The following is a 12,006-nucleotide window of genomic DNA, read 5'->3' on the forward strand; positions in this document are numbered from 1 at the left end:
CGTCCGGAGGGGGCTGTGAGACAGATCACGCTCCGTCGAGGCGGCGACACAAAATGCGGTCATGCGCGACAAGAGCGTTTCCACCGCGCCGCAAAACACTCTAGCACCGCCGGCATGACAGCCTCCAAGATCGCGCAAGTAGACCCGTTCCACGCCATGGCCATCGGCCGCCTCGCCTATGAACTGGCGGCACAGGGGCGCGACGTGATCCACATGGAATACGGCCAGCCCTCCACCGGTGCCCCTGCGGCGGCGATCGCCGCCGCGCACCGCGTGCTGGACAGCGATCCGGGCGGCTACTGGGAAAGCACCGCGCTGCTGGAGCGCATCGCCCGGCATTACCACGCGGCCTATGGCGTCGAGATCGACCGCGAGCAGGTAATCCTCACTTGCGGTGCTTCGCCCGCTTTCGTGCTGGCGCTTTCCAGCCTTTTCGTACCCGGCGCGCGGGTGGCGCTGGCCCGGCCGGGGTACGTGGCCTATCGCAATACGCTGAAGACGCTGTACCTCGAACCCGTGGAGATGGCCTGCGGCCCGGCGGAGCGCTACCAGGTTACTGCCGCCGCGCTCGATGCGCTCGATCCCGCGCCCGACGGGTTGATCCTTGCCAGCCCCGCCAATCCCACCGGCACCGTGATCGCGCCCGAGGAACTCGCGGCGATTGCCGAAGTCTGCCGCCGCAAGAATATCCGCGTGGTTTCGGACGAGATCTATCACGGCCTGACATATGACGGCACGGCCCAGTCCACCTTGCAGCATCTGCCCGAGGCCGTGGTGGTGAACAGCTTCTCGAAGTACTACTCGATGGCCGGTTGGCGGCTTGGCTGGCTGGTGGTGCCCCGCGACCTCGTCGTCCCGGCGCGGGCGCGGATGAGCAACCTTTTCCTGACACCCTCGGTGCTCGCCCAGCATGCAGGCCTGATCGCGATAGACGAGACGGCCGAACTGGAAGGCCATGTCGAGAACTATGCCCGTAACCGCGAACTGCTGCTGGCCGCGCTGCCGAGCCTCGGGCTCGATCGGATCGCGCCGCCGGACGGTGCCTTCTACATCTATGCCGATATCGGCCACCTGACCGAAGACAGCCTTGGCTTCTGCCGGCAATTGTTGCGCGACACCGGCGTTGCCACGGCGCCGGGGATCGATTTCGATCCGGTCGACGGGCATCGCTTCATCCGTTTCAGTTTCGCGGTTTCGACCGCGCTGGTGGAAGAGGCGATCGCGCGCATGGAGCCGTGGTTCGCGGCGCGCAAGGCAAGCGGGAAGGTCGAATCGGGCGCGTGACACTCAGGTTGGACAGTCGCCGATCCGCATGCCGGTGATGCGTCTGCGATAGCGGGTCTTGGTGAAACTGCTTTCGCCGATTATCGACAGGGCGGTGTCCATCGTCTCGCCGTTCACCTTGCCGTGGAGATCGTAGCTGAGAGATCCGAAGTTGTAGCTACAGGTCTTGCCGCCGGTCACCTTGCCGCTTCTTATGCGGATGGTCGACATCGTGCAGAGGCCATCGTTCGACGGACCGATCACGGCGGAGAGGAGTTTTTCCAGCGCCGTGTCACGATTCTCGGGGGCAATGCAGACGGTATAGATCCTCCCCGGGGACGGCTGGAATTTGGGATGGGGGGGTCTCGCTGAAGGTCGAGGACTGGTTGATTCGCCAAAGACCCGGCGTGACATATGGCCTTCCGCCCGTCACGACGATCTCCGCGTCGGATGGTTTTTCCGACAATACCGGAGAGGGCATGGCAACGGAGTGCGACGGCACGATACCTGCCGGTTTGTTCTCCGCAGGGTTCCATCGCGGCGGTCGGTAAGCGACCGAAGCGATCCGTTCGTCCAGGCAGGCCTTGGCCGAAATCGCATCGCGAAACCCGTCTTTGATGCAGGCATTCAGGACTGTACAGACGAACCTGTCGATGTGCTCGTCTCCGCTGGAAAGCTCGACATCGCACCGTTTCATGTGCGGTCCCTAAAGGGCGTAGTTCAGCCTGACCTTGCGCATCTTGCGGCCGATCACGACGATGTCTTCGTTCTCGGCTGACGGTGTCTGCGTCTGCATCCGAGTCGGTGCCAGGGCGAAAGAGACGGCGGAAGGCAGCGCCACGGCGAGCGTTCCGGCCATCAAAAAGCGGGCGGCGGTGCCTCTTGCCATCCTGGCTCCCATGCCCGGGAGGATATGCGAATTGGGCCGGGTGGCAAGGATAGCGATGTTGCGTTTGACGGGACCTTTCAGGGTTTTAATCGGAACGAGCGGCTTTTTCCGGCGGGAATCTTGCCGGTGCCGGGCGTTTCATCAAGTCCGGCGGGGGTGTCGCAAGGCGGGACGCGGTACGAGTCACGCGGTCCGTGCGGATTGACAGTCCGCCGAGCTTGGGGACTTTGGCGGATGTCAATCAATGAGACGGTGGCGAGTCCCGTGGATCAGGTCGTTTTCGATATTGCTGCATGGACCGCGCAATTGCGGGATTTCCTGGACGATTGTGCGGGCAGCGCGCCTTGCGAGGAAATCGATCGCGTTCGCGAGGCGATGCATCTGTTCCGACCCGACGCAGCCAGATCGGCGCGGGACGGTTTCGATCCTGCCGGCATCGATGCCATGCTCGCTTGCGGTGCAACCGAGAGTGCGGTGCTCGCCCTGATCGGCGAGGACGAGGTTTTCATCTGGTCTCGCGGTCTGGGCGGGAATTGCCTTGCCACACTGGTCATGCCGGATGGATCGGAAGAGCTGATGTGCGAGGCTGCGACGCTTTCTCTGGCCCTGCTTTCGGCCTATGTGACGAAGCTGCTGATCCGGCTGGAGCGCAGGGAGCAGCAGGACGCGGCGCAGCCGGCATCGGCTTTGGGCATTCGGCTGCACTGAGCGACGTGTTGATCTGTAATTGCAGAGCTTGGCGGTGCCGATCCCTTGAGGGTTTCATGGATCTGTCCGCACTGGCCTGACCGGAGCCTGGTCGTACTGTATCGGGTCTCACAGAGGCGGACGTTGCATTGACTCGATGCGGGCTTTGCAGCCCATCTGACTACCTTCGCAGATCGTTCGTCCCTGCGTTCCCTCGCGGGACACCGCCGTCGGATCAGCTTTGCGCATCACCGCTGGCAAACAGGTTCTACTCTACCTCATGCTTGGAACAAAGTGCCGTCGCGCAGCATCGCATGCATGATGACAGCGAGGCGGCGGGCAAGGGCGACGCGAGCCTTCTTCAGGCCGCGACGCTTGGCGATCTTCATGGCCCACGTCTTGAGCGCGAAGGTTTCTCGGCTTCGGGTCAGGATCGAGTTGCCAGCTTCATACAACAATTTGCGAACGGCCCCGTCGCCTTGCTTGGTGATCCGGCCCGCCCAGTCGAGTTCGCCCGATTGATGGCGTCTGGGTACCAAGCCGAAGTAGGCGCCGGCATTGCGTGATTGTCGGAATCTCCCCGCCTCATCGACCGCAGCTGCGAAGGCGGCCGATGTTTGGACGCCAACGCCCGGGATGGTCATCAGGATTTTGCAGGCCTGTGACTGACTGGCGATAACCCGCAACCGGCAGTCCATTTCCTTGATCTGCTCCATCAGCTCGGCACGCACCGACAACAAAGAGGCGATGGCATCACCCAGACCAGGAATGTGGGCAGCCTGCATGATCCGTTCGAGGAAGGCCTTCCCTTGACCTGCGCCGGGCCGATAGCCGAACGTCGCGCAAAGACCGCGGATCGTGTTGTCGAGCCGAACGCGCGCCTCGACCAGATGACTGCGCGCAGTGATGACGCTGCGCACACCATGGGCTGCCGGGGATTTGACGTGCACCATCTTGTAGAAACCGGTGCGTGCGAGCTGCGCGAGCCCAGCAGCATCGTGCGGATCAGTCTTTGTTCGCCTTCATTGCCTTCAGACTCTGGTGCGCCTGCCGGGCATCGATGCACACCACCGGGACACCCAGTTGACGCAGACCAAGGCAGATCGCCGGTGACATGTGCCCAGTTTCGATCACGGCGCGCTCGATAGGACCATATCCCTCCAGCATCATGGCGATCGCTTCGGGGAACTCTCTACTTTCTCCGAGACCAGCTTCCGACCATTCTCGTCAACGATGCAGACCTGCGTGGATTCCATCGACAGGTCCAATCCGGCATAGTGCTTCATGGCTGCTTCCTTCCTTCAGGATTCGACAACCAGAAGTGTGCGCCGCAACCGAGGTCTGAGGGAAGCAGCCGCAATTACACGATGACTCATTGCCCGTTGCACCACAGTCGTATGCAGATGAGTTTGATGGCTGCAAGATAGTTGTCGGTTTCCTTGTCGTATCGGTGGCGATGCCGCGGAACTGCTTGATCCGGTTGAAGAAGCGCTCGACGAGATTGCGCTGTTGGTAGAGCTAGAGCGAAAATCCGAAGCGCTGTTTGCGGTTGGAACGGTTGGGAATATTCGCCCGGATGTTCCTGGTCGCTGCGGGTTCGCGGATAGCGGTACTGTCGTAACATTTATCGCCCAAAACTGTGCGCCCTCGGGAATGACTTCGATCAACGCTTCGGCCTCACAGGCATCGTAGACCTGCCTGCCCGTCAGTCGCAAGTCGACAGGACGTTCATCAGCGTCGACAAGAGCGTGGAGTTTGGTCGTAAGACCGCCCCAGGAAAGTCTCATGCCATGATCTCGGCTCCCCCTTTTTTCGTCGCACCTTGCTGGTGAACGCGCATACAAGTGGAATCAATCATCACCAACTCGCCGTTGAAGCCGGCAGACACAACAGCCAACAACCGGTCCCACACACCAGCCTTTTACCAGCGGACGAACCGGTTGTAGCAGGTCGTCGATGGCCCATACCGTTCCGGGATTTCCGCCCACGGCGCACCGGAACGAAAACGCCAGCGAATGGCGTTCGACACCCGGCGATCATCCACTCGGGGCACGCCGCGCGGTTTGTTGGGCAGCAACGGCTCGATGAAGAGCCATTCCTGATCCGTCAATTCATACCGCCGCCGCGCCATACACCCTCCATTCCGAAGGACGCCTGAATCACGACATGGCTGACTACTCAACTCAATTTATGAGTTTACGCCCTAAATCGAGCCAAGGCAAGCTGCTGAGTTGAATGGCATTGACGAAGCGCGGGGAAGTCGTTCGCCGCAAAACCCGCGGGCCTCCCCCGAAGCGTCGGGTCGTTTTTGCCTGTACCGGGCGATCTCGGCCACCAGAGGATACCTTGTGGACACGGATGGGAAACGGTTAGTTCATAAAGGAACATGTCCGTTTTCTCATTCTGGATTTCCATGCGCCGCGCTCTTGCCTGCTGTCTTGCTTTCGCTTCGTCTTTTACCGCCTCCACGGTCTCAGCAGAAACCCGCGAGGACGAGCAGGTCTGGGTCAACCTCACGGCAATGGGACCGATCGCCGGGGATGTCGTCTATTTCGCCGAACTGCAGCCGCGCATGGGCGACGGCGTCTCGCGGCTCGACCAGCTTCTGCTGCGCGGGGCAGTGGGCCTGAAGCTCTCTCCCGCCGTTACCCTCTATCAGGGCTATGCCCATGTCGTGGTGCCGGTGGACGGCGGCCGGGACGTGAACGAGGAACGCAGTTTCCAGCAGCTCAACTGGTTCATGGGAAAGCCCTGGGGCGGGGAACTGACCTCTCGTACACGTCTCGAACAGCGCTGGCGTTCGGACGGCGGCGATACCGGCTGGCGACTGCGCGAGATGCTGCGTTACGAAAAGCCGCTGAAGCCCGGCAGCAATGCGGTAAACGCGCTGGTCTATGCGGAGGGGTTCCTGGCGCTCAACGATACCGACTGGGGCGCGCGCGGCGGGTTCGACCAGTTGCGCTCCTTCGTCGGCGTGGAACTGGGTGTGAAGGAGGCGACGACGGTTGAGCTGGGTTATCTCAACCAGGTGATCGACCAGACGCGCGGGCGGACGCGGGTGAACCACGTCGCTTCGGTCTCGCTGTTCTTCCGGCACTGAGGGCGGAGCTTTCTGCTGCGGGGCCTTCGACAGGCTCAGGCTGAGCGGGAACGCAGCGATGCGGCAGAGAAGGAAAACTTTCGCCCCGGCCCGCTCAGCCTGAGCCTGTCGAAGGGCCCGCAGGTGGGCGCCAGTTTCCAAGGTAAGACAAAGGGCGGCAAGTCTTGCGACTGCCGCCCTCTTTTCCATTTTAAACCATCGAGATCAGGCCGCTTCGGCCGCCTCGAGGATCTCTTCCGGTGCTTCGTTGCGGATCAGGTAGTCGAAGGCCGACAGCGCCGCCTTCGAGCCTTCGCCCATGGCGATGATGATCTGCTTGTAAGGCACCGTGGTCACGTCGCCTGCCGCGAAAATGCCGGGCAGGTTGGTGGCGGCCTTGTCGTCGATCACGATCTCGCCGCGAGCCGTGAGTTCCACGCCGGAACCCTTCAGCCATTCGGTGTTGGGCACCAGGCCGATCTGGACGAACACGCCTTCCAGCTCGACCTTGTGTTCCCGGCCCGTCTCGCGGTTCTTGTAGACGAGGCCGTTCACCTTGTCGCCGTCGCCCTCGACTTCGGTGGTCTGGGCATTGGTGAGGATCACCACGTTCTTCATCGAGGCCAGCTTGTCGACCAGCACCTGGTCGGCGCGCAGCTTGCTGTCGAATTCGATCAGGGTGACGTGGCCGACGATGTTGGCAAGGTCGATCGCCGCTTCGACGCCGGAGTTGCCGCCGCCGATCACCGCCACGCGCTTGCCCTTGAACAGCGGGCCGTCGCAGTGCGGGCAATAGGCCACGCCCTTGTTCTTGTACTCGGCTTCACCCGGCACGCCAAGGTTCCGCCAGCGGGCACCGGTGGTCAGCACGAGGCTGCGCGCCTTGAGCGAAGCGCCGTTGGCGAAGACGACCTCGTGATAACCGCCTAGTTCCTCCGCGGGGATCAGCTTTTCGGCGCGCTGGAGGTTCATCACGTCGATGTCGTATTCGGCGACGTGCGATTCCAGCGCGGCCGCCAGCTTGGGACCTTCGGTATAGGGAACCGAGATGAAGTTCTCGATGCCCATGGTGTCCTGCACCTGGCCGCCGAAACGTTCGGCGACCACGCCGGTCGAGAAGCCCTTGCGCGCGGTGTAGATCGCGGCCGAGGCTCCGGCGGGACCGCCGCCGACGACGAGCACTTCGAAAGGCTTCTTGCCCGCCAGCACGGCGGCGGCCTTGGCATCGGCACCGGTGTCGAGCTTGGCGAGGATTTCCTCGATGCTCATCTTGCCCGAACCCCACATCTTTCCGTTCAGGAAGACGGCGGGAACGGCCATGACGCCGCGTTCCTCGACTTCCGCCTGGAACGTGCCGCCTTCGATCAGGGTGGCGTTCACATGCGGATTGTTGAGCGCGAGCAGGGTCAGCGCCTGCACCACATCGGGGCAGTTGTGGCAGGAGAGCGAGAAGTACATCTCGAATTCGTGCTCGCCCTCGATGGCGCGGGCGATTTCGAGCGCCTCGTCGGAAACCTTGGGCGGATGACCGCCGGCCCAGAGCAGGGCGAGGACCAGCGAGGTGAATTCATGACCGAGCGGCAGACCGGCGAAGCGCACCCAGGCGCTGGCGTCGCTCGCGCGGCGGATGATGAAACTGGGGCGGCGGCCGCCGCTCATGGCGTCGTCGCCGTCGAAAGAGGCGGTGATCTTGTCCGAAAGCGAGGCGATGGTTTCGAGCAGCTCGCGAGTCTCGGTCGACTTCTGCCCGTCGTCCAGCGAGGCGACGAGCTCGATCGGCTCGCGCAGCATGCCGAGATATTGCGAGAGCTGCTGCTTCAGGTTGGCGTCGAGCATGGTCTGGGGTCCTTTGGAATTTCGTTGGTAAAGGGGCGGCCGGGGATTTCTTTTCCGCGTGAGGGCGCGGCTCGGGACGAGGGAAATCCCCGAGCCGCGCACCTTCAGCACGCGACCCGGAAGATCGCGATGGTCTTAGAGCTTGCCGACGAGTTCGAGCGAGGGCGCGAGGGTCTCTTCGCCTTCTTCCCACTTGGCCGGGCAGACCTGGCCGGGGTGCTCGCGCCAGTACTTGGCGGCCTTGATCTTGCGGACGAGTTCGGCAGCGTTGCGGCCCACGCCCTCGGGGGTGATTTCAACCAGCTGGATCACGCCGTCCGGATCGACCACGAAGGTGGCGCGGTCGGCGAGGCCAACGCCTTCGCGCAGAACGCCGAAGTTGTTGGTCAGGGCGTGGTTCTGGTCGCCGAGGAACGCGTACTTGATCTTGCCGATCTTGTCCGAGGTGTCATGCCAGGCCTTGTGGCTGAAGTGCGTGTCGGTCGAAACGCCGTAGACTTCGACGCCGAGGCCCTGAAGGGTTGCGTACTGCTCACCGAGGTCTTCGAGTTCGGTGGGGCAGACGAAAGTGAAGTCGGCGGGGTAGAAGAAGAACACGGCCCACTTGCCGGCGATGTCCGCTTCGGTGACATCGAAGAAGTTCTTGCCTGCCTGGAAAGCGGTGTTCTTGAACGGCTTGATCTGGCTGCCGACGATACCCATGGATGTAAGCTCCCTCGTTGGGTGTTGAAGTTCGAGGAGGGAGATAGGGCCCTCGTGTGACGATGTGTAGGGCGTTGATCCGATTGACTTGATCGGATTGGCCGATCAGTCGCGGTGGACTGAACGTTTCTGTCGATAAAATGCTCGCAGATGCGAAAAGCCGTGCGGTGACGCGGTGAATCAGGCAACAGCAGGGCATGAAGACGATACGATTTGCGCTGCTGCTGGCGGGTCTTGCCTCGCTCGCGGGATGCAACGGCTGGCCCACCTCGCTGGACAATCGCGCCTCGGGCGATGTGCGGTTCCGCTATCATCATCGCCTCTACGACGAATGGTCGGTCTGGGCGCCGGTGAAGCAGGGGAAGGCGGTGCTTTTCGCCCATGAGCACCGGGTTCGGGACATGTCCGGGCTGGAAATTACCCAAGGGACGCTGACGTATCGCTATGGCACCCGTGCATTGGCGCCGGTGCAGCGATTCTGCGCAGGCAGTTCGAGCTGTGCGCTCGTCTATCGCGGCGAGGGGCGGCTGGAAGCGCGCACCTCGGCGCTTCCCGACGCGACGGAGCGGTAGGGGAGGGGCTGCGACGAAGCTAAATATTTTGATAGGAAACCCTGCGATCCTACCGGGTGGAGTGCATCTGGGCCTTTCTGATGTTCTAAGTCAAAGAAGATGCCCCCCTTTGGGTGGAGAGAGGATTTTCCGGCTTACGCGGATGGCGGGGTAGTAGGGGAAAGGTATCCACCCCGCCGCTCCATTATCCCAGATAGATTCCGGCAGGATTGCCGGTAACGCCGGATTCGACTTCGAACAGGGCGCCGTCGAATTCGGATTCGGGCAGGCCCGTCGCGGCCGAAGTCACGAACATGCGGTCCAGCTTTTCGCCTGCGAAAGCGATGTTGGTGATGCGCTTGGCGGGCAGCTCGATGGAGCGTTCGCGGGTGCCGTCGGGGGCGAAGCGGCTGATCTTGCCGCCGTCCCAGTGGGCGGTCCAGAGGTAGCCCTCGGCGTCGGTGGTCATGCCGTCGGGATAGCCGTCTTCCTCGGAGAAGCGGATGAATTCCTCGCGGTCGTGCGCGCCGGTTTCGTCCACGGCGAAGCGATAGATCACGCGGCGGCCCGAGTCGGCGTGGTACATCCAGTTGCCGCAAGGCGAGAAGGCCGGGCCGTTGGGCACCGTGTAGTCGGTGTCGATTACCTGCCATTCGCCGGTGGGCGAGAGGCGGTAGAGCGAGCCGGTCACTTCCTCCTCGGCCATGTCCATCGTGCCGCACCAGATCGCGCCGTGGCGGTCGGCCTTGCCGTCGTTCATGCGGTTGCCGGGCAGGTGCGGCTCGGGATCGTTGCGCTCGGAAATCGTCAGCGGATCGAGAGTGATGTTCGCCACGCCGTCCTGGAAGCCGCCGATCAGGCCGCCTTCCGCGCGCGGGGCGACCCAGCCGAGGCGGGCGGGCATGTCCCAGCGGGTCACGGTATTGTCGGCCAGGCTGAGGCGATTGAGCGCGGGTGCGAGGATGTCGACCCAGTAGAAGGCATTATCGCGCGCGCTCCAGAGCGCGCCTTCGCCGAGTGTATCGCGCACGTTGCGATCGATCTTGCGCCAAAGGGTCATTGTAACTCTCCCGTGGAAATGGATCGGCCCCCGCCCCATCCTTTCCCTTAAGGGGACAGGAGGGACGAGGGCCGAAAGGTCATCCGACGGCTAGGTCGGACAGGATATGGAACTCAGTGATTATCGCCCTTAGTGGTTGTCCCTGGGCAGACCCATGGTCTGGGCGATGCGCTGATACTTCTCGGCGCCTTCGAGGATCGCGCCGGTGTCCATCTGGCCGACGACCGAGCGCTGGATTTCCTGCCACGGCGTCTGCGAGGCCGGGAAGGCGTAGCCGCCCTTGGCTTCGAGAGCGGCACGGCGAGCGGCCAGTTCCTCGTCGGAGATCAGCACGTCCACGCGGCCCTTCTTGAGGTCCATGCGCACGCGGTCACCCGATTCGAGCAGGGCGAGGCCGCCCATGGCTGCGGCTTCCGGCGAGGCGTTGAGGATCGAGGGGCTGCCCGAAGTACCCGACTGGCGACCGTCGCCGATGCACGGCAGCGAGTGCACGCCTTCGGTGATGAGGTACGAAGGCGGACGCATGTTGACGACTTCCGCCGCGCCCGGATAGCCGATCGGACCGGCGCCGCGCATGAACAGCAGGGTATCGGGGGTGATGCCGGTGGCCGGATCGTCGATGCGGTGGTGATAGTCTTCCGGACCGTCGAACACCACGGCATTGCCTTCGAAGGCATCCGGGTCTGCGGGGTTCGACAGGTAACGGTCGCGGAACTCCTTGGAGATCACGCTGGTCTTCATGATCGCGGCGTCGAACAGGTTGCCCGACAGGACCAGGAAGCCGGCTTCCTCGACCAACGGCTGGTCGAAGGGCTTGATGACCTTCTCGTCCTCGATCGTGGCGTCGCGGCAGTTGTCGCCCATGGTCTGGCCGTTCACCGTCATCGCGCCCTCATGGATGAGGCCCTGCTTGATGAGCTGCGCGACCACGGCGGGGACGCCGCCGGCACGGTAGTAGTCTTCGCCGAGGTATTCGCCGGCGGGCTGGAGGTTAACCAGCAGCGGGATCTTGTGGCCGATGCGTTCCCAGTCCTTCAGCGGCAGATCGACGCCGATGTGGCGGGCGATCGCAGCAAGGTGGATCGGGGCATTGGTCGAACCGCCGATGGCGGCGTTGACGGCGATGGCGTTATGGAAGGCGTCGAGCGTCAGGATGTCCGAGGGCTTGAGGTCCTCGTGCACCATGTCGACGATGCGCTTGCCGGTGCGCCATGCGCATTCCTGGCGGTCACGGTAAGGCGCGGGGATCGCGGCCGAGCCGGGCAGCATCATGCCGAGCGCTTCGGCGAGCGAGTTCATCGTAGTCGCCGTGCCCATGGTGTTGCAGTAGCCGGTCGACGGGGCCGACGAGGCGACGAGCTTGATGAAGCCTTCGGCGTCGAGTTCGCCCGCGGCCATCATCTCGCGGCCCTTCCAGACGATCGTCCCCGAACCGGTACGCTCGCCCTTGTGCCAGCCGTTGAGCATCGGGCCGACCGACAGGGCGATCGCCGGGATGTTCACGGTCGCGGCGGCCATCAGCAGCGCCGGGGTGGTCTTGTCGCAGCCGGTGGTCAGCACCACGCCGTCGAGCGGGTAGCCGTAGATCGCTTCGACGAGGCCGAGGTAGGCCAGGTTGCGGTCGAGACCGGCGGTCGGGCGCTTGCCGGTTTCCTGGATCGGGTGGACCGGGAATTCCAGCGCAATGCCGCCCGCTTCGCGAATGCCCTCGCGGATGCGCTCGGCCAGCACGATGTGGTGGCGGTTGCAGGGCGACAGGTCGCTGCCGGTCTGGGCGATACCGATGATCGGCTTGCCCGAGCGAAGCTCTTCAAGGCTGATGCCGAAGTTCAGGTAACGCTCCAGGTAGAGCGAGGTCATGTCGATGTTGTCGGGATTGTCGAACCAGGCGCGCGAGCGCAGCTTCGGTGCAGTCTTGTTGTCGGTCATGGGCGATCGT

General features: G+C 63.2%; 11 protein-coding genes and 2 pseudogenes. 4 read left to right on the plus strand and 9 right to left on the minus strand.

The annotated features are described in order from the left end of the window. The first annotated feature begins 114 nt into the window (after window positions 1–114). Window positions 115–1,284 (plus strand): aminotransferase class I/II-fold pyridoxal phosphate-dependent enzyme, encoded by a 1,170-nt coding sequence (locus AC4D6D_RS04120; protein WP_491326623.1) that lies wholly within the window; start codon window positions 115–117, stop codon window positions 1,282–1,284. A 3-nt stretch (window positions 1,285–1,287) separates the two neighbouring features. On the opposite strand, the gene AC4D6D_RS04125 is transcribed toward AC4D6D_RS04120, so the two are convergent. The 3 genes from AC4D6D_RS04125 to AC4D6D_RS04135 all read right to left on the minus strand — a co-directional run bounded on the left by AC4D6D_RS04125 (window position 1,288) and on the right by AC4D6D_RS04135 (window position 2,152). Then, window positions 1,288–1,494 carry a hypothetical protein gene (locus tag AC4D6D_RS04125; protein ID WP_491326624.1) on the minus strand — a complete coding sequence of 69 codons (207 nt, stop codon included), beginning with the start codon at window positions 1,492–1,494 and terminating at the stop codon, window positions 1,288–1,290. A gap of 61 nt (window positions 1,495–1,555) precedes the next feature. Then, window positions 1,556–1,960, minus strand: a complete 405-nt coding sequence (locus AC4D6D_RS04130; protein ID WP_491326625.1) for a hypothetical protein — start codon at window positions 1,958–1,960, stop codon at window positions 1,556–1,558. Between the two features lie 9 nt (window positions 1,961–1,969). Next, window positions 1,970–2,152: a hypothetical protein gene (locus AC4D6D_RS04135; RefSeq protein ID WP_491326626.1), complete on the minus strand. Its 183-nt coding sequence runs from the start codon at window positions 2,150–2,152 to the stop codon at window positions 1,970–1,972. A gap of 264 nt (window positions 2,153–2,416) precedes the next feature. Here AC4D6D_RS04135 and AC4D6D_RS04140 point away from each other — a divergent pair, with 264 nt between their 5' ends. Further along, on the plus strand, window positions 2,417–2,860 hold the full coding sequence (locus AC4D6D_RS04140; protein WP_491326627.1) for a hypothetical protein: 444 nt from the start codon (window positions 2,417–2,419) through the stop codon (window positions 2,858–2,860). A 257-nt stretch (window positions 2,861–3,117) separates the two neighbouring features. Here AC4D6D_RS04140 and AC4D6D_RS04145 read toward each other — a convergent pair. Together AC4D6D_RS04145 and AC4D6D_RS04150 are read right to left on the minus strand one after the other, a co-directional pair. Next, window positions 3,118–4,125, minus strand: a pseudogene (locus tag AC4D6D_RS04145) (IS110 family RNA-guided transposase). An 86-nt stretch (window positions 4,126–4,211) separates the two neighbouring features. Further along, window positions 4,212–4,970, minus strand: a pseudogene (locus AC4D6D_RS04150) (IS5 family transposase). 282 nt (window positions 4,971–5,252) lie between these two features. On the opposite strand from AC4D6D_RS04150, the gene AC4D6D_RS04155 reads away from it, so the two are divergent. After that, a complete protein-coding gene (locus tag AC4D6D_RS04155; RefSeq protein WP_491327197.1) occupies window positions 5,253–5,939 on the plus strand; it encodes a DUF2490 domain-containing protein in 687 nt (228 codons plus the stop codon). Between the two features lie 204 nt (window positions 5,940–6,143). Here the strand turns inward: AC4D6D_RS04155 and ahpF are convergent, their stop codons facing one another. Both ahpF and ahpC read right to left on the minus strand, forming a co-directional pair. Then, the gene (gene ahpF, locus AC4D6D_RS04160) at window positions 6,144–7,754 is read right to left on the minus strand and encodes an alkyl hydroperoxide reductase subunit F (RefSeq protein WP_491326628.1); all 1,611 of its coding nucleotides are present in this window, start codon (window positions 7,752–7,754) and stop codon (window positions 6,144–6,146) included. A 135-nt stretch (window positions 7,755–7,889) separates the two neighbouring features. Then, on the minus strand, window positions 7,890–8,456 hold the full coding sequence (gene ahpC / locus AC4D6D_RS04165) for an alkyl hydroperoxide reductase subunit C (RefSeq protein ID WP_491326629.1): 567 nt from the start codon (window positions 8,454–8,456) through the stop codon (window positions 7,890–7,892). A 197-nt stretch (window positions 8,457–8,653) separates the two neighbouring features. Here ahpC and AC4D6D_RS04170 point away from each other — a divergent pair, with 197 nt between their 5' ends. Next, the gene (locus AC4D6D_RS04170) at window positions 8,654–9,028 is read left to right on the plus strand and encodes a hypothetical protein (RefSeq protein WP_491326630.1); all 375 of its coding nucleotides are present in this window, start codon (window positions 8,654–8,656) and stop codon (window positions 9,026–9,028) included. 184 nt (window positions 9,029–9,212) lie between these two features. On the opposite strand, the gene AC4D6D_RS04175 is transcribed toward AC4D6D_RS04170, so the two are convergent. After that, on the minus strand, window positions 9,213–10,067 hold the full coding sequence (locus AC4D6D_RS04175) for an SMP-30/gluconolactonase/LRE family protein (RefSeq protein ID WP_491326631.1): 855 nt from the start codon (window positions 10,065–10,067) through the stop codon (window positions 9,213–9,215). Window positions 10,068–10,196: 129 nt separating this feature from the next. Then, a complete protein-coding gene (locus tag AC4D6D_RS04180) occupies window positions 10,197–11,996 on the minus strand; it encodes an IlvD/Edd family dehydratase (protein WP_491326632.1) in 1,800 nt (599 codons plus the stop codon). Window positions 11,997–12,006: the final 10 nt, after the last annotated feature.

Source organism: Novosphingobium sp. BF6, from assembly GCF_058273105.1.

What these genes read in the sequence shown, in the direction of transcription:
- AC4D6D_RS04155 (WP_491327197.1), top strand. Translation starts at nt 5,253, where the DNA reads ATGCGCCGCGCTCTTGCCTGCTGTCTTGCTTTCGCTTCGTCTTTTACC.
- AC4D6D_RS04130 (WP_491326625.1), bottom strand. Translation starts at nt 1,960, where the DNA reads ATGAAACGGTGCGATGTCGAGCTTTCCAGCGGAGACGAGCACATCGAC.
- AC4D6D_RS04120 (WP_491326623.1), top strand. Translation starts at nt 115, where the DNA reads ATGACAGCCTCCAAGATCGCGCAAGTAGACCCGTTCCACGCCATGGCC.
- AC4D6D_RS04175 (WP_491326631.1), bottom strand. Translation starts at nt 10,067, where the DNA reads ATGACCCTTTGGCGCAAGATCGATCGCAACGTGCGCGATACACTCGGC.
- AC4D6D_RS04135 (WP_491326626.1), bottom strand. Translation starts at nt 2,152, where the DNA reads ATGGCAAGAGGCACCGCCGCCCGCTTTTTGATGGCCGGAACGCTCGCC.
- AC4D6D_RS04170 (WP_491326630.1), top strand. Translation starts at nt 8,654, where the DNA reads ATGAAGACGATACGATTTGCGCTGCTGCTGGCGGGTCTTGCCTCGCTC.
- ahpC (WP_491326629.1), bottom strand. Translation starts at nt 8,456, where the DNA reads ATGGGTATCGTCGGCAGCCAGATCAAGCCGTTCAAGAACACCGCTTTC.
- AC4D6D_RS04125 (WP_491326624.1), bottom strand. Translation starts at nt 1,494, where the DNA reads ATGTCGACCATCCGCATAAGAAGCGGCAAGGTGACCGGCGGCAAGACC.
- AC4D6D_RS04180 (WP_491326632.1), bottom strand. Translation starts at nt 11,996, where the DNA reads ATGACCGACAACAAGACTGCACCGAAGCTGCGCTCGCGCGCCTGGTTC.
- ahpF (WP_491326628.1), bottom strand. Translation starts at nt 7,754, where the DNA reads ATGCTCGACGCCAACCTGAAGCAGCAGCTCTCGCAATATCTCGGCATG.